Origin of the sequence: Peribacillus sp. NPDC101480 (assembly GCF_050277335.1) — a bacterium.
Classification (GTDB): domain Bacteria; phylum Bacillota; class Bacilli; order Bacillales; family DSM-1321; genus Peribacillus.
This window is the reverse complement of the sequence record NZ_JBNNSB010000001.1, coordinates 542,716-562,861: the sequence shown is the minus strand read 5'-3', so window position 1 is coordinate 562,861 and position 20,146 is coordinate 542,716. Positions and strand designations below refer to the sequence as shown.

General features: G+C 42.8%; 20 protein-coding genes. 3 read left to right on the top strand and 17 right to left on the bottom strand.

Annotated elements, in window-relative coordinates; translation table 11 throughout:
- Positions 1–73: 73 nt before the first annotated feature.
- From ACQKMF_RS02910 to ACQKMF_RS02900, 3 genes are all read right to left on the bottom strand, one after another.
- Positions 74–943, bottom strand: coding sequence for an AraC family transcriptional regulator (locus ACQKMF_RS02910; protein WP_402938981.1), 870 nt, complete (start codon positions 941–943; stop codon positions 74–76).
- A gap of 118 nt (positions 944–1,061) precedes the next feature.
- A complete protein-coding gene (locus ACQKMF_RS02905) occupies positions 1,062–1,583 on the bottom strand; it encodes a DUF84 family protein (RefSeq protein WP_101222970.1) in 522 nt (173 codons plus the stop codon).
- 81 nt (positions 1,584–1,664) lie between these two features.
- Positions 1,665–2,738, bottom strand: coding sequence for a M42 family metallopeptidase (locus tag ACQKMF_RS02900; protein WP_053535952.1), 1,074 nt, complete (start codon positions 2,736–2,738; stop codon positions 1,665–1,667).
- Between the two features lie 177 nt (positions 2,739–2,915).
- On the opposite strand from ACQKMF_RS02900, the gene ACQKMF_RS02895 reads away from it, so the two are divergent.
- Positions 2,916–3,233: a PepSY domain-containing protein gene (locus tag ACQKMF_RS02895; RefSeq protein WP_101222972.1), complete on the top strand. Its 318-nt coding sequence runs from the start codon at positions 2,916–2,918 to the stop codon at positions 3,231–3,233.
- Between the two features lie 42 nt (positions 3,234–3,275).
- On the opposite strand, the gene ACQKMF_RS02890 is transcribed toward ACQKMF_RS02895, so the two are convergent.
- Positions 3,276–4,121 (bottom strand): YtnP family quorum-quenching lactonase, encoded by an 846-nt coding sequence (locus tag ACQKMF_RS02890; protein WP_427571704.1) that lies wholly within the window; start codon positions 4,119–4,121, stop codon positions 3,276–3,278.
- 143 nt (positions 4,122–4,264) lie between these two features.
- The gene (trmB, locus tag ACQKMF_RS02885; RefSeq protein ID WP_101222974.1) at positions 4,265–4,903 is read right to left on the bottom strand and encodes a tRNA (guanosine(46)-N7)-methyltransferase TrmB; all 639 of its coding nucleotides are present in this window, start codon (positions 4,901–4,903) and stop codon (positions 4,265–4,267) included.
- Between the two features lie 253 nt (positions 4,904–5,156).
- Here trmB and ACQKMF_RS02880 point away from each other — a divergent pair, with 253 nt between their 5' ends.
- Positions 5,157–5,432 (top strand): YtzH-like family protein, encoded by a 276-nt coding sequence (locus ACQKMF_RS02880; protein ID WP_101222975.1) that lies wholly within the window; start codon positions 5,157–5,159, stop codon positions 5,430–5,432.
- On the opposite strand, the gene ACQKMF_RS02875 is transcribed toward ACQKMF_RS02880, so the two are convergent.
- From ACQKMF_RS02875 to ACQKMF_RS02840, 8 genes are all read right to left on the bottom strand, one after another.
- On the bottom strand, positions 5,433–6,215 hold the full coding sequence (locus ACQKMF_RS02875; protein ID WP_063232868.1) for a phosphotransferase family protein: 783 nt from the start codon (positions 6,213–6,215) through the stop codon (positions 5,433–5,435). It lies immediately after the preceding gene.
- A gap of 292 nt (positions 6,216–6,507) precedes the next feature.
- A complete protein-coding gene (locus ACQKMF_RS02870; RefSeq protein WP_427571702.1) occupies positions 6,508–7,464 on the bottom strand; it encodes a diacylglycerol/lipid kinase family protein in 957 nt (318 codons plus the stop codon).
- The gene (locus ACQKMF_RS02865) at positions 7,451–8,452 is read right to left on the bottom strand and encodes an NERD domain-containing protein (RefSeq protein ID WP_427571700.1); all 1,002 of its coding nucleotides are present in this window, start codon (positions 8,450–8,452) and stop codon (positions 7,451–7,453) included. Before ACQKMF_RS02865 ends, ACQKMF_RS02870 begins: the two co-directional genes overlap by 14 nt.
- 19 nt (positions 8,453–8,471) lie before the next feature.
- On the bottom strand, positions 8,472–9,029 hold the full coding sequence (thpR, locus tag ACQKMF_RS02860) for an RNA 2',3'-cyclic phosphodiesterase (protein ID WP_230176851.1): 558 nt from the start codon (positions 9,027–9,029) through the stop codon (positions 8,472–8,474).
- A gap of 499 nt (positions 9,030–9,528) precedes the next feature.
- A complete protein-coding gene (locus ACQKMF_RS02855; protein WP_427571698.1) occupies positions 9,529–10,767 on the bottom strand; it encodes an Nramp family divalent metal transporter in 1,239 nt (412 codons plus the stop codon).
- Positions 10,768–10,970: 203 nt separating this feature from the next.
- Complete coding sequence (dat, locus tag ACQKMF_RS02850) at positions 10,971–11,825, bottom strand: D-amino-acid transaminase (protein WP_101222980.1); 855 nt, start codon at positions 11,823–11,825, stop codon at positions 10,971–10,973.
- A gap of 20 nt (positions 11,826–11,845) precedes the next feature.
- Positions 11,846–13,258 carry a dipeptidase PepV gene (gene pepV, locus ACQKMF_RS02845; RefSeq protein WP_402938999.1) on the bottom strand — a complete coding sequence of 471 codons (1,413 nt, stop codon included), beginning with the start codon at positions 13,256–13,258 and terminating at the stop codon, positions 11,846–11,848.
- Between the two features lie 324 nt (positions 13,259–13,582).
- Positions 13,583–14,920: an MATE family efflux transporter gene (locus ACQKMF_RS02840; RefSeq protein ID WP_101222982.1), complete on the bottom strand. Its 1,338-nt coding sequence runs from the start codon at positions 14,918–14,920 to the stop codon at positions 13,583–13,585.
- A 454-nt stretch (positions 14,921–15,374) separates the two neighbouring features.
- Here ACQKMF_RS02840 and ACQKMF_RS02835 point away from each other — a divergent pair, with 454 nt between their 5' ends.
- Complete coding sequence (locus tag ACQKMF_RS02835; RefSeq protein WP_101222983.1) at positions 15,375–16,109, top strand: SDR family NAD(P)-dependent oxidoreductase; 735 nt, start codon at positions 15,375–15,377, stop codon at positions 16,107–16,109.
- A gap of 86 nt (positions 16,110–16,195) precedes the next feature.
- Here the strand turns inward: ACQKMF_RS02835 and ACQKMF_RS02830 are convergent, their stop codons facing one another.
- From ACQKMF_RS02830 to ACQKMF_RS02815, 4 genes are all read right to left on the bottom strand, one after another.
- Positions 16,196–16,681, bottom strand: a complete 486-nt coding sequence (locus tag ACQKMF_RS02830; protein ID WP_101222984.1) for a DedA family protein — start codon at positions 16,679–16,681, stop codon at positions 16,196–16,198.
- Positions 16,682–16,914: 233 nt separating this feature from the next.
- Positions 16,915–17,493, bottom strand: coding sequence for a signal peptidase I (gene lepB, locus ACQKMF_RS02825; protein ID WP_101222985.1), 579 nt, complete (start codon positions 17,491–17,493; stop codon positions 16,915–16,917).
- Positions 17,494–17,557: 64 nt separating this feature from the next.
- On the bottom strand, positions 17,558–17,941 hold the full coding sequence (locus ACQKMF_RS02820) for a DnaJ family domain-containing protein (protein ID WP_101222986.1): 384 nt from the start codon (positions 17,939–17,941) through the stop codon (positions 17,558–17,560).
- A gap of 439 nt (positions 17,942–18,380) precedes the next feature.
- Positions 18,381–20,051, bottom strand: a complete 1,671-nt coding sequence (locus ACQKMF_RS02815) for an immunoglobulin-like domain-containing protein (RefSeq protein WP_427571693.1) — start codon at positions 20,049–20,051, stop codon at positions 18,381–18,383.
- Positions 20,052–20,146: the final 95 nt, after the last annotated feature.

Genomic DNA, 20,146 nt, shown 5'->3' with positions numbered 1-20,146 from the left:
AAGCTTGCAGGAGAAAGTTAGATTCCTAACCTCACCTGCAAGCGAAAAACGAATAAATTTTGATGGTTGAACACTATTTCTTTTTAATGGGAATCCAAATTTCGGAGTAATAGTCTGGGTTTGAAGCGTCGTCATTCGTGTATACTTCCAATTCGGGAGTGCCGGCATGTTCATGACCGCTGGTAGGAAACCATTCGGAAAAAATTCGCTTCCAAGCTTGTTGGATGCTATCAGGCATAGGTCCGTGAACTTCAAATACAACCCACTTGGAAGCCGGTATCGTAAGGGTCGAAAACTCTTCAGGCGCTTCCCCGGCATACTCTGCACCTATCCAATAATCCATCGTTTCATTTTTTTCCACAGCCCGCTTATCGATACATACACCAAGCAAGCCATTTATTTGGCCATTGTTCAGCTTCGCTAACCTATCTCCTGTTCCATCCGAATTGACTTTCTCCCACAACTTTGGAATCCCGATCAAATTCTCTTCATTGACCAAGGAAAACTCTTGCTTGATTCCAATCAATTGAAAGGAATCTCTTTCAAGGATATTGTATTTCATCGGTTTTGCCCCTTTCAGAATAACCTGTATCATCAGGCGTTCATAGAATTTCAGCTTCCCCATATACTTTCGGGCTTCGCTTGGAGATACCCCATGCTGCCTTCGAAAAGCCTTTGAGAATGCCTCGGGGTTGTCATAGCAGTACTTGTAGGCTAAATCAATGACCTTGCCATTTGTGGATGAAATCTCCTGGGCCGCCAAGGTCAGTCTTCGACGCCGGATATATTCACCAATGGAAATATCCGTTAAAATGGTGAATGTCCGTTGAAAATGAAAAGCTGAAGCATTCGCCTGCCTGGAAATGCTCTCGATTGTCAGGTCCTCCAATAAGTGCTCTTCGATATAGTCGATGGCCTTTTGGATTGATTCAACCCACCCCATATCCGCTCACCCCTTGTCACTATATTAGCAAAGCCGCTCAATAAAACCCTGTCTTATTCTGCTCTGTTTTGGCAGTGTTCGTTTCATCATTCGAAGCCCGCCTTTCCATGGCAGTGATTCAAAAATCCTGCTTTTTCATTTTCAGCTTATATTCGTATTGACCGGCTAACATCCTCATGATATGAAGGAACATTTCGCCCCTAGTGATTCGCTCATTTGTAAATACGCCGATTGCTCCTTCCTTTTTGCTTATATTCTCTTGCCTTGTGAAGGCATCCATCACCGGTCCCAACTCTTCACCGTCCAGCAGCTTCCCGGCAACAATTCCCGGTACCGGGATTCTCGCTCCGGCAGCTACAAAGACCTCGCCGTCCCTCGTGGCCATTGCACCCCAATTGCACAGAAACAGGGCTTGTCCCATTTTCACGACACCGCCTTCAAGTCCGATACCCATATCGGCATCACTTTGAATCAAGCAATTCCGGGCACGTGTCATTGCCCCCTCCATCGTTTCCTCGTCTGAAAAAGGCTGTTCCGGGACCCCGCTCTCCACTTGAAGCGAAATGATTTTAGCATCTTCATATACACCAAGCACGGCACTTATTTTCGCCGGATTCTTACTGCCTACTGCTATTTTCAATATAATTACCTTCCTTCTATGTAAAAAAAGCTGATGGAAAAGGATTCATGACAGCATCCCTTTCCATTTCAGCTTCCTCCATCAACCGTTTTTTATCAAGGTCTCGAATGTCGTTTTATCACAGGAACGAACCAATTTACCAATCAGTTCTCGTGCAGCGGCATAATCATCAATATGAATCATGGATGCATGTGTATGAATATAGCGGGAACAAATGCCAATCACCCCGCTTGGAATGCCTTCGTTTGCAATATGGACTTGCCCTGCATCCGTGCCGCCTTGGGAAACGAAATATTGATACGGAATCTCATTCGACTCTGCCGTATCAAGGATGAATTCCCTCATGCCGCGATGCGTTACCATCGAACGATCGAAAATGCGTAGCAGTGCCCCTTTTCCAAGCTGACCAAATTCACTTTTACTGCCGGACATATCGTTCGCCGGACTTGCATCCAAAGCGAAGAAAAGATCCGGTTTGATCATATGAGCTGCAGTTTGAGCGCCCCGTAATCCCACTTCCTCCTGGACAGTTGCCCCGGAATATAAGACATTCGGTAACGTTTCACCTTTTAAATCTTTTAACAATTCAATCGCAAGTCCGCAGCCGTAACGATTATCCCACGCTTTTGCGAGGATTTTCTTCTCATTGGCCATCGGCGTGAATGGACAAATCGGTACAATCTGCTGACCTGGCTTAATACCGATCCTCTTAACATCTTCCTTATCATCCGCCCCGATATCAATCAGCATATTTTTGATATCCATTGGTTTTGAGCGTTGCGACTCATCAAGCAAATGAGGCGGAATCGAACCGATGACACCAATGACCGGACCGTTATCAGTTATGATTTCGACTCTTTGGGCCAAAAGCACTTGACTCCACCAGCCTCCTAGGGTCTGAAAGCGGATCATTCCATTTTCCGTTACGGAGGTAACCATGAATCCCACTTCATCCATGTGCCCGGCAACTAGTACAGTCGGACCATCCTCATTGCCTCTTTTTACGCCAAATATTCCGCCAAGGCGATCTTGGACGATTTCATCGGAATACTTTTCCAGCTCACTTTTCATGAAACTCCGAACTGCATGTTCATTTCCCGAGGCTCCCGGTAATTCCGTCAATGTTTTAAAAAGCTCCAAAGTCTCATGATTCATTTTTCTACCCCTTACCTATGTATTGTTTCTTACTATTTTACAGAACTTAGCATCGTGTTACACTAGAAAGTTCTAATTTATCAGTTAATGGGTAAAATTTCAAATTATTAGTCAAATAAAGCGTTCTTCTGTATACTGGAAGAAGTGATTTTAAAAAATGCAATGGAGGAGAAATCAATGAATTGGAAAACGTTTTTACTGGGTACTGCAGCCGGGTTTGCTGCGGGCTATGCGACAAAACAACTATTGGATCAATCTAGTAAACCTTCTCCCGATAAAGTCTTGGCCCAAGTGAAGGAAACAGTCAAAAAAGATGGAAATATATATGGCTCATGGATCTTGATGAAGCCGGAAAACTATTCAAAAAATGATTTGGACTATGAAGTGTACAAAGGCGGGATCACCAGAAACACAGAGGGTAAACGCGAGCAATTCGAATTTGTTGCAGATGCCTCAACAGGAACGATATTGGAGCTTAATGCGCAAAATGATTGAAACATAAAAGGAGGGTCGTCAAAATGACGTCCTCCTTTTGCTTTACCGCTTCCGTTTCAATTCGTCTATTATCTCCTTACCCGTTCCATCCCATTTGATGGCACAGTATTGTGCATCATGGTAAAAGCTGTACCAAGACCCATTTTCCAGTCCGGATTTCATCCACTTTTCCTTCGCTTCGATGGAAGTCATCGGATAATCATCATATGCGAGGACCCAGAGGACATTCGCATGGGCATGCGTCGGCATAATATCTGCCATGTGAATCAATCTATCCCCGGCATCCTCAATGATGATGATCGCATGTCCATCACTATGTCCCCCAGTATGGATCATTTTAATACCGTCCGTAATTTCCTGCTCACCTTCAAAAGGACGTACAAGAGAAGCGACAGCCTCCCAGTTTTCTGCCCAATATGTACTTTTTGATCGAATATTCGGGTTTTTCATTTCATCCCATTCAGTTTGGGTCGTAATGATTTCTGCACGCTCGAAAACAGGCACCCATGTTTCACCATCACGTTTCGTCAAACCGCAGGCATGGTCGAAATGTAGATGGGTCATTAAAATGTAATCGATATCATTTGGCTGAAGCCCAAGTCTGCCAAGATCTTCGACAAGATTGGATTCCTCCGTCACCCCAAAATTCCGTTTCTGCTTGTCATTCAGCTTTCCATTGCCAATACCGGAATCTATAAGCATGTTCAATCCATTAGCCTGCACCAAAATCGGATCCGTTCTTAGTTCGATTTGGTTATTTTCGTTAACAGGATACTTCTTGGACCAAAGCGGCTTCGGTACAACACCGAACATCGCACCGCCATCCAAGTGAGTCACACCGCCATTCAACCATGTTAATTTAATTTCCCCTATTTGCATCTTTTCCATTATACCCCTCCTCTTCCTATAGTTTAACACCCACTTCCATATATTGAAATTGATAACGATCAAGGGATCCTTGTGATAGAAATACACCCGATAAACAGATAAAAAACCAGATGCTGTGCACCTGGTTTTTTATCTGTTTATGATTATTGGAACATTGCTTCCAATCTGTATATCCGGTTGCCTTTACTCGAGAACTTTTCTTCATATTCAGTCATGATATTGCCTTCAAAATTGCTGTTATGCAGATCAAGGCTTACATATTTCAAGAGCATGCCGTATTCGGAAATACTCTTCAAGGAAGATTCGAATAACCCTTGGTTATCCGTCTTGAAGTGGATCTCGCCATTGTCTGGCAGGATGCCTTCATATACTTCGAGGAAGGTCTTATACGTTAACCGGCGTTTTGCATGACGTGATTTCGGCCACGGATCAGAAAAGTTCAAGTAGACGCGATCCACGTCACCTTTTGCAAAATAATCCCCCAAGTTCGCTGCGTCAACATTCAACAGCTTTAGATTTGGAACATCCGCTTCAATCAGCAAGTCCAACGCAGCTACAATGACGCTTCCATATACTTCAATTCCAATGAAATTCACATCAGGATGGGCTTTTGCCATTTCTGTGATGAATCGGCCTTTGCCCGTACCCACTTCAATATATAACGGATTATCGTTACCGAAAACTTCATGCCATTTACCTTTATGGCTCACTGGCTGCTGAATTACATATTGTGGAAAATCATTCAAACGGTCTTCAGCCCAAGGTTTATTTCTTAAACGCATGATGACACCCCTATTTATAATATAATCGTTCAAACCATACCACGAGTGGATGGATTCCTGCAAGTTGATTTTTTCAGGAAAAATCCTGCATGCACCGACTTAACAAATAAAAAAACTGCCGGCCATCCAGGCGACAGTCTCTGTAGTTTTCATGTATAAAACTTTCCGCAAAACACACCATAAATAAGTGAAGGGCAGGCAAGAACCACCTGAGAATCCCTTGAATCCATATTTAAGAAAGGAGAGGTATTATATGCCGCTTTCCCATGAACATCAAATGTCACTATTGAAAGATATATTGACCAATCATCAATCAGACTGCTGCGGATCCGTTTCTGAATGTGAACAGGTTGAAAGGCTCGTCAAATCCTTAATGATCAATATGGATATAGACAGCAATGTAAAAACGGTACTGACGGAGATTTACGAATACAGCCAGACTGGCATCGGTACCGCCGATTTAGATGCACATATTTCAACCCACCAGAACGACTTGTCCCAGTGGGTGGATGATATAGATCAATTCTGATCAGCCAACCATCAATAATGCTTCCAGTTTTTGCAGTAATTCATTTCTTTCCTCGTACCGCTTTCTGCGATGATGCCATTGGATGGAAAGCACAAGTTGTGAAACCGTGTGCCATTTCATCCTCATCTCCAGGCCTGCGTCTAGCTTCTTGCCGTAGCGGGCAAGCCATTGATTCCATTCTTCCCTTGGGACATATGAATACAGGAGTATGCCGAGGTCAATGGCCGGATCGCCAATGACCGCTCCGTCCCAATCAATCAGGAACAATCCGTCGGTTTCGGTCATGAGCCAATTATTATGGTTCACATCACAATGACAGACGACTTTTTCGTCGCATTCAATCAACAGGAGATTATTCTGTAAAAAATGGATGGCCTGCTTGATTATCGGAATATCCGTAACATCCGAAGATAACCCGGTTTCTATGTCTGTAAGTATACTTTCAGGTCGTAAAGGGGATTTCCCAAGCCTTTTGAGCATGCTTAACAAAGGATCGGATTGATGAATTTTTTGAAGCAGCTTTGCGACTCTTATATTGTTCATTTCCTGCTGAGATAGCTCCCTGCCTTCCATCCAATGCTGGGCCGTAATTACATCCCCGTTTTCCAGGCGTTTTGTCCACATTAACTTTGGAACAATGCCCTCAGCTGAAAGAACAGCTAAAAATGGCGATGAATTTCGTTTAAGGAAGAGCTTCTGCCCCTCTTTCTCGGCAATAAAGGCTTCTCCCGTAGCTCCTCCAGCAGGGGATATATCCCACTCCTGACCTAATAAATGTTCCAACTGGTTCACCTTCGATTTCCTCGCTTAATCATACAAATGTGGGTACGTTCACCTAGTGTATGTATTACCACTACTTTGAGTCCATGTTTTATAAAAAATCCGCCTGCTGGCGAAGCTGCATTTATACTTGCATCGGGATGATACCCGCAATTAAAAACATCCTCATTTTAGAGAAATAAAAAAATAGCTATTGAGCAATTAAACAATAGCCATAAATTAAATTTTAGTTGAAAAACGGTTTCTTCGTCAAGTACTATAAAACGATTATACGCATAAAACAAAAACAAATAAATCATTTCATATTTTTGTATCGGTTATCACCCTTGAACATGACGCGCAATTTCTCTTTCAGAACCACTGCAGCTACTTCGTTCCTACCAACAATTTCCCCGTCAGACTGGATTTTTACTGAACCTTGATTCTTCATTTTTATCATTTTACCAGAAAAAGAATCAACATTTTTAATGTTGAGGTGACCGCCCCATAAAACGGTGATGAAGACGGTCAATAATTTCAACATAGTAATATCATGGACTGCAATCACGTTCAACCTGCCATCATCCACCTTCGACAATGGTGAAATTTTCATTCCACCTCCAAAGTAGGGCTGGTTCGCAATAACGATGAACCATACCTTTTTCAAATGATGCCGTTTTCCATCAATGATCAATTCCATGCATCTGGGCTTGTAAGAAAATAACATTTTTATAAAAATCAACAGATAAATTAATTTACCCGCTCTGACAAAATTAAACCATTTTTTCAGGGGGGCACGATTTGCTTCATCGGAAATTTCAGCATCAATGCCCATTCCCAGGCTGTTCACAAAATAACCCACCTTGCCATTCGTCTCGAACTTTCCAATATCAATGGTATTAAAGGCATTATCCTGAAATAAGGAAAGGGCTTCTTCCATACTCTCAGTTTTTTGAATGCCCCTTACATAATCATTGCCGGACCCAGCCGCAAGGGAGCCGATGATTGCGTGAGGGAAACCAATGGCGCCATTTATCATTTCATTAATCGTGCCATCTCCCCCAACAGCAATCACCCGGGTATCCTGATTAGTCCCTGATAGTATTTCCTTCGTCAATCTTAGCGCATGCCCCTTTTCCCGTGTGAAAAACACCTCATGGGGAACAGCTTTTGATTTCAGTATTTCCTCGGCTTTTTTCCAAATCTTTAAACTCGCTTCATTTCCAGCCACTGGATTGACAATGAAATACACCGTTTCATTAAGGTGCGGCATACTCATTTCCTTCTGGTTGGTTATATTCGGCTTCCCATTCCGGTCGCAGGCTTGATGTAGTTTGGCAATATTCAAGCAATGCCTGTGCCCCTTTTAACTGCTGTGCCTTAAGAGGAGACGATATTGCCCGCATCCTTTCAAACCATTCCGGGAAGGTCCGTTTATCCAATACCTTAATATCATAAGGGGCTTCGGGATAATCAACATATCCATTCCGGGATAAAATCACCTTTTTTATCGGCATGTTCACTTCATATAGCTCAAATAACTGGGAGACGATGTTCGTCATCCGATTTGCGCCCAACAAAGGATTAAGCACTTTTTTATCTGGATGCTTATGATGCCTGCGGACCCAGAACCGATCACTCGAACCGATGAATGCAGCGTCTTCTTCCGCTTCCAGAAAAGTGATGCACCAAGCATCAACAGGGGTCAATAAAATGACTTCGACTTCAACAGGCGCATTTTTCAATAGAAATATAGGTTTATATAATACGAGAAACGTATCCGGAAAACGCTGCAGAAAAAAGCGGAGCCTCTCATCCAAAATGAATGATTGGTCCACAAATGACTTTTCATGAAGCGTCGAACTACCCCACTTCATTTGAAAGCGGAGTAATTGATTTAAATAATTTTGCTTTAATTCATCCAGACTTGCCGGACGGAACGGAAATCTTAATGAAAAAACATTAGCATCTTCATTCTGTGCCGGTATTGGCAGTTCTTCTGCTTCTGCCTCCTGTTTACCTGTCCGGTGGAAGATGCCTTTAACCTTTTTTAACAGGCCCTTCGTCTCTTCCTGAGGCGGATCGAATTTGACTTGTGTTTCAGTATGCTCGCTATACAACCGAGCTAGCTCGCCCGCATTATAAGCAGCCTTCAATTTATCCCATTGCTGTTTTTTCAAACGTGCAAATTGCGTTGGATAACGATAAATATCCTGCTCATACCGGGAAATATAATCCTGCATCTTTATGAGCTGTGCCATTCGACCACCACCCCTCTCTCTATTTTTGAAGGTTTATCGTGAAAACCTTCTCGTATGAAGGGGACGCTCCAAGATGTGTTTGATATAACGCAACCTGATCTGCTTCAAAATGCTTATCCTTCATATTCGCTATCTGGCGGACGCTCTCCAACGAAAAGGGACTTTCACCCTCGAATTTTCTTGCCAGCGTTATATGAGGCTTAAAAGGCTTTTTATCAAGTTCAAAACCCGCTTCGATACAAGAATTATAGACTTTCCTTTGGATGGCAAATAGCCTATCTTGCTGCTTGACGCCAGCCCAAAGGATCCTTGGACTGTCACTCCTGCCAAAACCGCCGATATCGCCGAGTTCCAAGCCGAATGAAGCCTCATTGGAAAGCTCGCTTTCCACACGCCCCATGGCATCCTCTTTCAATGTATCGGGAGCATTTCCCAAAAATGCCATCGTAATATGATAATCGGCTGGATGCAGCCATTTCTTAAATGGAAATTCTGGCTTCAGTCGTTCCGTAACAGCATTTAAATAAGCCTTAATATCATCAGGCAATACTAAAGCAAAGAAAAAATGAGTATTCATGGTCACGTTCATTCCTTCCTATTTTCCCTTTAATTTTACCATAATTCCCATTGCATATACCTTTTCTTGGGCTTCCTAATAAATATTCCCTCCATCAGGAATATTCCAAATCTTACTTACTATGAAAGCGGTCCAGGAGGGATTTTTTCGGGCTGGGTCGGATTATCCGCGAGCTGGGTCGGATTATACCCGAGCTAGGTCGGATTATACCCGAGCTGGGTCGGATTATACCCGAGCTAGGTCGGATTATACCCGAGCTGGGTCGGATTATACCCGAGCTGGGTCGGATTATACCCCGCTGGGTCGGATTATCCGCGCACAAGGTCGAATGATCAACCCGCTGGGTCGGATTATCCGCGCACAAGGTCGAATGATCAACCCGCTGGGCCGGATTATCCGCGCACAAGGTCGAATGATCAACCCGCTGAGCCGGATTAACGAAACACACAGCAAAAATCCAAACAAAAAAGGACCAAAGATTGGTCCTTCCCTGCTTCTTTTAACTGAAAACTGTTTCGTAAAGCAGGAACAAGTTCAGTCCAATGATAAGGACAGCTATAAGCCAAGCTACGCTCGAGGTGATTTTATGGTTGACCAGGCTGCCCATGATTTTTTTATTGCTTGTAAACAAGATCAAGGGCACTAGGGCAAACGCGATGCCAAACGAGAGTACAACTTGGCTCATCACAAGTGCTTTGGATGGATTCACTCCCCATAATATTATGAGCAGGGGCGGAACGGTTGTAATGATCCTTCTCAAATAAATGGGTATATGTCTTTTAATGAATCCCTGCATGACTACATCACCGGTCATTACACCAACGGATGAGCTGGATAAGCCGGCAAATAAAAGTCCTATTCCAAAAAACATCGCGACTGATGGTCCAAGCATGGCCCCGAACTGTTGGTAGGCAACATCCAAGTCCTCAACCAGTGCTCCATTCTTATGAAATAGGGCAGCTGAAACGATGACCATGGCGGCATTGATCGCACCTGCAATCAACATGGCGATGATAATGTCAATGAGCTCAAAACGATAAATCCTTTTTCTTTCCAAATCGTTTACTCCGACTATTCTTCTTTGCGTCAAAGATGAATGAAGGTATATCGCATGTGGCATAACGGTGGCTCCAAGCATACCGGCTGAAAGTAAAATACTGTCCACTCCCTCAAACTTTGGAGTGAAGAGTCCTAAAACAACGGCTGATGTATCAGGTTTTGCATAAAAAACTTGAGCACCAAATGCTATCACAACTACAAATATCATGACAGTGATCAGAGCTTCGAATGTTCGATAACCCCTGCGCTGGATTTCCAAAATGGCAAAGGAACCAATCGCTGCAATTATTGCCGATGTGATAAGCGGTAAGTCAAATAGCAAATAAATCCCTAGTGCAGCTCCTATGAATTCAGCCAGGTCGGTTGCCATTATAACGGCTTCGGCCTGAATCCATAAGAAGAAAGATGTTTTTTTCGAAAATTTTTCCCTGCATAACTCTGGAAGGTTCTTTCCAGTGGCTATTCCCAATTTAGCTGATAGTGATTGAATTAGCACAGCCATTAAATTGGATGCGAAGATAACCCATAATAGCGTATAGCCATATTTTGATCCGGCTGTAATATTGGTCGCATAATTCCCTGGATCAATATAGGCCACAGCTGCTATAAAGGCAGGCCCTAGATAGGGAAGAAGTTTTTTTATTCCTCTCGAAGAAGATTGATGCAACGCATCGGACATATCTATGTCAACTCCTTTTTATACGCAACTTAAATTGTTGCGACAGGTAAACTTTTTAGGTTATTAGCAAGTATATTCCTGGTTCTTGAAAATGTCAAAAAGGGAGGATTGCATATGGAGTAATTAACTTGGAGATGTCTATCTCGCTTCCGAGTACACATAAAAAAACCCCTTTGCCAATAGTGGCAAAGGGGCTTTTTTTTCTAGTTAACGGAACCGCATTGCTTTTCGATTTCCTCGGAAAACAGGTTCTGCAGTCTTCGGGTAATCGGACCGGGTTCCCCGGCTGCAATCGATTGGCCATCGATGTTTATAATTGGTGTCACTTCGACGCTAGTGCTTGTATAAAGGACTTCGTCGGCTGCCATCATGTCTTCGACCGTGAAGGCTTCTTCGACATAGGGAATCCCATGATCCGCGCAAAGCTTCAGCATCACCTGACGGGTAATTCCATTCAGGATCAAGTTTGTGGCCGGATGCGTTTTAAGTTGCCCATCCACCACGATTGATACATTTGACGAACTACCCTCCGTCACCGTACCATCACGATGCTGGATTGCTTCATCACAGCCTGCTTCGATCGCTTGCTGTTTAGCCATTATATTACCAAGTAGATTTAAACTCTTGATATTACAGCGCAGCCAGCGTATATCGTCGGTGGTAACAGCATTGACCCCTGGCTTCATTTTGCCTGTATAAGGCATTTCCTTTGTATAGGCGACAAAGACCGGTTCCACCTCTGCAGTTGGAAAAGAGTGTGTACGCGCAGATACTCCTCTTGTCAGCTGCATATAGACGATACCGTCCTTCAGTTGATTTTCAGCGATCAGCTTTTTCATGCGGGTTTTGATTTCCGCTATGGTTAAGGGAACCTTCATCTGTATCAACTTCGCACTGTCGATCAGACGGTTCAAATGCATGTCCCCTGTAAATAATTCACCATTATAAACCCGGATGACTTCATAGACGCCATCACCGAATTGATATCCCCGGTCTTCAATATCTACCTTTACTTCGGACCTGCTTTTTAGGTCCCCGTTAAAAATGATTTTTCCCATGTCTTCTCCCTCTTTACCTCTTATTTAGCCAATTCATGAATGGCACGTGCATAAATGGACGTAGCCTTAAGCATATCCTCAATATCAATATATTCATCTTTCTGATGCGCAATGTCTTCGCTGCCTGGGAAAAGTGGGCCAAATGCAACGCCTTCTTTCAATGAACGGGCATATGTGCCGCCGCCAATCGAAAGAAGCTCGGCTTTATCACCTGTCTCCGCTTCATACACTTCCTGCAAGGTCTTGATCAAGAAGCTTTCACTGTCCACATAATGTGGAGTTGAATGCGAATTAGTCTTCACTTTCAAATTATATGCCGCAAGCCTTTCTTCCAGCGCCGCCTTTTGCTGTTCCCAATCAAACGTGACCGGATAACGCATGCTGAAACCGATCGAGCTGTCGCCTTGTTTAGAATAATTGAAAACTCCGGCATTGATCGTCAATTCTCCTGTTTGCTCATCCGAATAAGCCACACCTAAATTATTTCCGCGGGAATCTTCGAACAAACGATCCTTGATGAAAGTGAAGTAGGCTTTCGCATGCGGATCAAGAGTGAGATCAGCTAAAAATACGGCTAAATGTAGACCTGCATTTCTTCCGTTGTTCGGTTCCATCGCGTGTGCCGAGACACCATTCATTTCAAGCAGCACTTGATTTTTTTGCGGAACGGCTTGCCCCTCCAATGAGTACTTTTGCAAATAATCCTGATAGTTTGCCGCCACTTCAGCAGTGTTGTCCGTTTCCACAATAGCCGTCGCAAAATCCGGTACCATATTCGTCCTTCGACCTGAAGAAAACTCGATGACATTCACGTCTGAGTTCGTGCCATTTCCTGCATCGGCAGGATGGATAACCGAGAAATCCCAGATTCCTTTTTCCGCACTGATGATCGGGAAATCAGCATCTGGTGCGAAGCCTATCGAGGGCATTTCCTCCACTTCAAAGTACCGGTCAACGCAGCGCCAATTCGATTCTTCATCGGTTCCAATGATCATCCTCACACGTTTGTTCAAAGGTTCTCCTAGCTCCCGGACCAGCTTCATCGCATGATAGGCAGCCATCGTCGGCCCTTTATCATCGATTGCACCGCGAGCATATATGCGGCCATTGCGGATTTCAGCGCCGAACGGCTCCGAACTCCAGCCATCTCCCTCAGGTACCACGTCGACATGGCATAATATCCCGATTAACTCCTCGCCTTCACCCATTTCAATATGACCAGCAACATTATCGACATTTTTCACAGTGAAACCGTCTTTTTCGCCTAATTGAAGCATGAATTCAAGTGCTTCCTTCACCCCTTTACCGAATGGGGCCTCCTCTGTAGGATTTTCCTCATCCAGTACACTTTTTATTTTCAATAAGTTTTGAGTATCCAGTAATAAGTCCATTTTCCGTTTTTCAACTTCTTCTCGCCAATTCAATTCACTCAAAATACGACAACTCCTCTTTTATATATATTTTTCATTTTATCACTTTTACTACCACATTCGCCAAGCGTTGCTACCTATTCTTCGTATTCCCGTATTATCGCTACCGTCAAACTACCGATAAAAGCCCTTATATAAATAAAAAACACCCCGTTGATTTCCTCTCCAGGCACTTGCTTTCCGCGGGTGTTCCGGGAGCCTCCTCGGCGCTATACGCCTCCGGGGTCTCCCTTGGACGCGCTTTTCCCGCAAAAGTCTCGCACACCTTTTCCTTCATCAAAAATTTAGATAGACTTCCTTTTGTCTACAAAAAAACACCCTCTTTTATTAAAAAGAGGATGATTTCATTAAACTATCGGCATCCATAAGCTTTGTAACTTTTCGGTTTAGCCTTGGGATGTATAATGCTAAAAACAAAGAACGTCCTAAACTGAAAGCCAGGAATGCAAGCCATAATCCATGATTGCCATGATTGCTTACTGCTGCGAATTGGACTATTAGAAAAGCCATTAGTGCAAGGAGCATCGAGTTCCTTACTGGAACGGCTTCAGTCGCTCCGGTGAACACTCCATAAAAAATGAGTCCGATAAAGGCAGTGAACGGGAATAGAACTATCCAAAGTCCATATTCATGGGCCAATTCGATGACGCCGGGAATATCCGTGAAAAGGAGAATGACCTCATCGCTGAATAGATAGTAAGATGCGGCAAGTATGAACGAAGCATACAAGCCCCACCGTGCCGATAGTGAGAGTGTTTTTTTATAAAGGTTTATATCTCTCGAACCAATCGCCTTCCCGACCAGAAGACTCGATGCATTCGCGAAGCCATCAAAGCAATAGGCCATCAGGTAATGGATTTGAATGAGTACGGCGTTTGCCGCCAGTGTCTCTGTCCCGAAAGTGGCTCCCTTGGCCGTAAAAAGATTGAAAACCGTGATCAGGCAAATGGTCCTGATGAATAAATCCCTGTTGACCACCATCATTTTTTTCAGGGAAGCCCGATCGAACCCCTCCCGGAATGAAAATGAATCCGGTACGTTGACCGCTTTCCGGATCACCCACAAGCCCAGGAAAAACGCGGCAATCTCTGATATCAATGAAGCGGCAGCAACCCCTGATACAGACCATGAAAAGCCATTTACAAAAACGAGGCATAAGACTATATTCATCACGTTCATGAAAACTTGAATGAACAAAGATGTTTTTATCCTGGATTTCCCGATTAACCAGCCTAAGATGACATAATTCAATAGCGCAAAAGGTGCCCCCCATATCCGGATGCCGAAATAGTCTGCGGCAAAGGCGGAAACGTCCGATTCCGGACCGATTGCGCCTAACGAAACATTCAAAATGGGCTTCTGGATCACGATAAAAAGAAGACCGATGATCGCTGCTATGAAAAATGGCCGAACCAAGGCCATCAGGCTTTGCTTTTCATCCCTTGCCCCCTCCGCTTGTGCAGCGAAGGCAGATGTACTGACCCGAAGAAAACCAAAAAGCCAATACATCGTATTAAAAATAATGGTTCCGACAGCCACCCCGCCAATATATGCGGGATCGCTCAACTTTCCAACCACAGCCGTATCGACCGCACCGAGCAAGGGCGTACTCATCGTCGAAATCGTAAGCGGGATGGCTAAGGAAAGATACATTCTGTTATTCATAAAATGATGACCTCCAATGTAAAGAAAAGTTCTGAAAAGTTAGAATTGGAATGATGTTATAAAAATTTGTATCCAAAGTACAAAAAGTTTGCAGTATTCCATTTTAATTACTAGAATTGAACATATGGTGCTCCCCAACATGCATACGATGCCTCTACAAGATTACTTGTTAATCGGTTCAAATAGAACGGATTAAGCTATTTTAGATATTGATGATCTACGGTATCAATTTTGTAGATTAAAAGATTGATAACGCTCTCAACATGGGAATTCCTTTTTCCACAAACGTACATGAATTTTTTTACCCAGCAAGAAAAAGCAAAATCGCAAGCGAAAAAATAAAAAGCTAGACGGATTTTAAAAGGAGTTATAGTATTGCTCGTTGATAATATAACTTTTGAACTATGCTTAAACATATATTCATCGTTATAACAACCAATTAGGAGTGATCATGATGGGAAGATTGACTAATAAAGTAGCCATTATCACTGGCGGAGCATCTGGTATGGGCAGGGAAATGGTTGACCTATTCACAAAAGAAGGAGCACAGGTCATTGCTGCTGATATCAATGAAAAAGCTGTAGCTGTTGTGAATGAATTGGATAACGTCCATGGAGCTGTACTTGATGTATCTTCAGACGAAAGCTGGAAAAAAGTGACGGATGAAGTTATCGCTAAATTTGGCAAGATCGACATTTTGGTTAACAATGCCGGTATCTCAACGGAAAAAGGCATTAACGATACGTCATTGGCCGATTGGCAGCTAATGTTAAGCATCAATGGATTTGGACCATTCCTTGGAATGAAACACGTTGTTCCTTACATGGCTAAAGAAGGTAAAGGCGCAGTCGTGAACATTTCTTCCTTTACTGCTCAAATCGGAATGGGCTTAAACTCTTATTCTGCTTCAAAAGGTGCCGTTCGTGCTATTTCCAAGGCTGCCGCAACGCAATATGGCCGCATGGGTGTCCGTGTCAACGCTGTATTCCCTGGTATCATCGAAACACCGATGACTCAAAAATTAGAAGAGTCAAAAGAGTTAGTGAACCAAATGATCAAGGCAACACCATTACAACGCTTGGGTCAGCCGGCGGATATTGCAAATGCCGTGCTTTATCTTGCTTCCGATGACGCTTCATACGTAACTGGTGCCGAGCTTGTCATCGACGGTGGATACTCAGCTCAATAATTATAGGCAGAAATGGAAAAACCCGTTTCTGGAATCCAGAAACGGGTTTTTCTGATTCAATAAAGAAATTTTGAAGTTGAAATGATTTAAGTTAACACACCAATGAAATAGCCAAAAGTCGTAAATACCAAACACCAGCTGAAAGCACCTGCTCCGGCAAAGATAAAGTACTTTCGTTTCCCCATTCCATTCATACCGGAAATGTAACTGGCGAAGTGACGGACTCCTGGGATGAAATAGGCTATGATAATGGTCCAAGGACCGTATTTATTGAACCATTTCTCCAATTTTTCCAACCTCGCGGGGGTCATTTTGATCCACTTACCATACTTCCTCAAAAAAGGCTTCCCTACCTTTTTCCCGATGAAATAACTGAAAAGCATCCCGGATATCGATCCAAGGAAACTGACAAGGAATGCTCCCTGGACATTCAAAACGGAAATGGATGACAAATAGCCGACAAAAGTCATCATGAACTCATCAGGAACCGGCAAGCCGATAATCCCAATGGCCAACAGCGCATATATCGCGAAATAACCATAGTTTGATATTAAATCCTTTACTATATCCATCTATAGTACTCCATCTCAGCACCCTTTTTTAAAGTAATCCAATTTCTTATGCGGGCCTGGGTAACGTGATTACTTCTTTTTAATAGGATAACCTAATTTAACCCAAATGAGTTGATTTTCATAAAAAAAGATAAAAAAAGTAGAATTGACACGTTTTTTGTTGAAAAACCTGTATGACAATGGAATGTAAAACGCAACAATAAAGCGGACTCTAAACCTGAGTCCGCTTCTTCTTATTTCACAATCTTTATTTCATTGATCGGCCAATACACTAGATTCGCCTTGCCTACAATTTCATCGACGGAAATCGTGCCGATTTCACGGCTATCCAAACTATTTTGGCGATTGTCCCCCATAAGGAACAGCTGACCTTCCGGCACAGTCATGCTGCCTGTAATATCTTCGAGCTTGAAGGATTCAGTCAGCGGCACCCCTGCCATCTGATTCTTATATTTGTCCAAGTATGGTTCTTCATAAGCTTTCCCATTAATATAAAGCGTATCATCTTTATATTCAATATGGTCTCCTGGCAGACCGATAACCCTTTTTATATAATCTTTATCTACCGTTGCATGAAAAACGACAATATCAAACCGGTCGATATTATCGATACTCGTTCCAAACTTGGTAAGAACAATTCTCTCGTGGTCTTGCAGAGTCGGCATCATTGACTCACCGTCCACGACAATCGGTGCAAAAATATACGTTCGAATTAAAAAAGCTAGAATGACTGCAATCAATATCGCTTTTATCCATGAAAAAACTTCTTTTCTATTTTCCAATCGAAGTCCCTCTCTCTGTTTTTTATTCATGCCATTATATCATAATCCTTTAATGATCACGTCATACAAATACCCACATTTCACACATTGTAAATTACTTCCATTTTTCATATTGGATATCGATGCTTTCCAACTCTATTTCCCTGCGCTGCATTTTGGCTGGACAAATCGCATTATATGTACGTACTTTCTCATTTATTTCATCAATTCGTTTCATTATTTCAGATTCAGGTCCATTCATTTTTTTCAATCTAACCAATCCGGATAACTCTTCCCGAATTTCTTTTTGCCATTTTATCCAAAGCGGAAGGTAGCCGGCATCCTTGGCCTTTGCCAAGAAATTGTCATATATATTTCCCGATAACGCCGACTCCGGAAGCGGTTTTCCAAAGCCAGGATTATTCTTCAACCCGCCGTCACGTTCATATTCCTTAAAAATCTGATCCATCCAGTTTACATGCCCGTGTTCTTTGCCCATAAACAATCCCCCTTCAGATCACTTTATGTTACATCTATTTACAATTATAACATTTTTATCAATATCCACTCCACCCTGAAAGACACTTTCTACTATTATATATGCATACCTTTCAGCCAAATACATTTAGACATCAAAAAAGGATTCCCTATGACGGGAATCCTACAGACTGTAAACAAACTCGTTGAAAATCAAGTTTATCTACAGTTTTTATGAGGGTTTGTAAAATCTCGGATGTCGATTGAAACGTAGGGCACTCGCTATCCGCGGGCGGTCCGTTAGCCTCCTCGGCGCTTTTGCGCCTGTGGGGTCTACCCTCGACTCGCTTTTCCAGCAGGAGTCTCGCACACCCGCTCCAATCAACTTTTTTTGAAATTTAGATAAACCCTTGCCTACAAATTCAAGGATTCCCCCTATTGCGGGAATCCTTTTTTGCCATCTATTTAACTGTGATTTTCCTTTTTACTTCTGCCTTGTTCTTCGATTTATCCGTAACTGTGTAAGTCAATGTATAGTTACCTTTTTTCTTCGTATTCACAGTCCCTGTTATTTTAATCTTACTTGTTAAACTTCCATCAAGATTATCTTTCGCAGATACACCTGATTTAGGATTGAATGTCGAGTTATAGGCAATGTTTTTGCTTTTGGCACCGGAAATGACCGGCTTGGTGCTGTCTACCGTAATCTTTCTTGTGACTGTCGCAGTATTTTTCGATGAATCAGTGATTGTATACTTTAATGTATACGTTCCCTTTTTCTTCGTATTCACCGTACCTGTCACTTTGATTTTACTTGTCATGTTGCCATCAAGGTTATCTTTCGCAGAAACACCTGATTTAGGGTTGAATGTCGAATAATAGGCAACTGTCTTACTATTGGCTCCCGAGATGACTGGCTTGGTGCCATCAATCGTGATCTTCCTTGTAACTGTAGCTGCATTTTTCGATGAATCGGTGACCGTATACTTCAATGTATAGGTCCCCTTTTTCTTCGTATTGACTGTACCCGTCACTTTGATTTTACTAGTCAAGTTGCCATCGACATTATCCTTGGCACTCACGTTCGTTTTTGGACTGAATGAAGAATTAAGTTTGATGGTTTTATTCCCGGCACCTGAAATCACTGGCTTGACTTGATCATAAACAGTTATTTTCCTTGTGACCTTGGCAACATTCCCAGCCTTGTCGGCTACCGTATAAGTCAAATTATAGGTGCCCACTTTCTTGGTATCCACCTTACCTTCAACACGTATGACACTCGTTAAGTCACCATCTTTATCATCCTTCGCCTTTATGCCGGTTTTAGGATTGAAGGTTGAGTTGAATGGTATCGATTTACCGGCAGCTCCTGAAATCACAGGCATATCCGTATCCTTGACAATCGATGGCCCATTGGAGATGTAAGCCGATGAAACATACCCCTTAATACTGTTGTCTTCCGTTTGTACGGGGTAAAAGACAAATTTATTTCCCGTAGATTCGTGATAATCAAAATTCCCTGTGATGATCATGCTTGTATTTGGTGGCACACGTACTGCACCTGCCGTAGTGCTTATTTCTTTCCTGATATTCGCACTGGATGTCGTCACAACTTTGTCTCCTGCCTTGAACCAATAAACGGAGTCATGCGTTTGATCTGTCAGTGTGTATTCAAGATTTTTAAAGATGATATTTTCTGTGCTTTCCCGGTCATATTGAAAGTCCGTTGTTTTGAATGGATATTTGGCCAGTTTTGGGCCATCCAAATAACTTTGTTTTTCTATCTCAGCAAAAACTTCCTCTTGGTAGGCACTCGCATTTCTTTGTCCGTTTTCCTGGTAAAGAGGACTGTTCACCGGTTTTGTCCCATTGTATGCCATGACAGGGATATACCAATTTTCGATGACCCTGCGTCCTGCACCTTTGATCTTCGGCAAATCACTTCTTGAATACATGCCACTCAGGACCTCGACGCCTGCCTCGATATTGTAGACTATATCATTTTCCAGCTTTTTCTGATCATATCCAGTTTTATTGGTAAGCTGCATTAGACCGATACCGCCATCGTCGGATTTAATCGGTTTACCGTCCTCATTGAATTGCCTCCAATCCCCGTTTTCCTGTGTAGCCACCGCTTTTACCACTTCAGGGGGATTTCAGCCTCTATTGCTGCATTCGTCAGTAAGCAGTTAATCTGCTTATGGGAAGGATTTTCATTGGGTTGAAT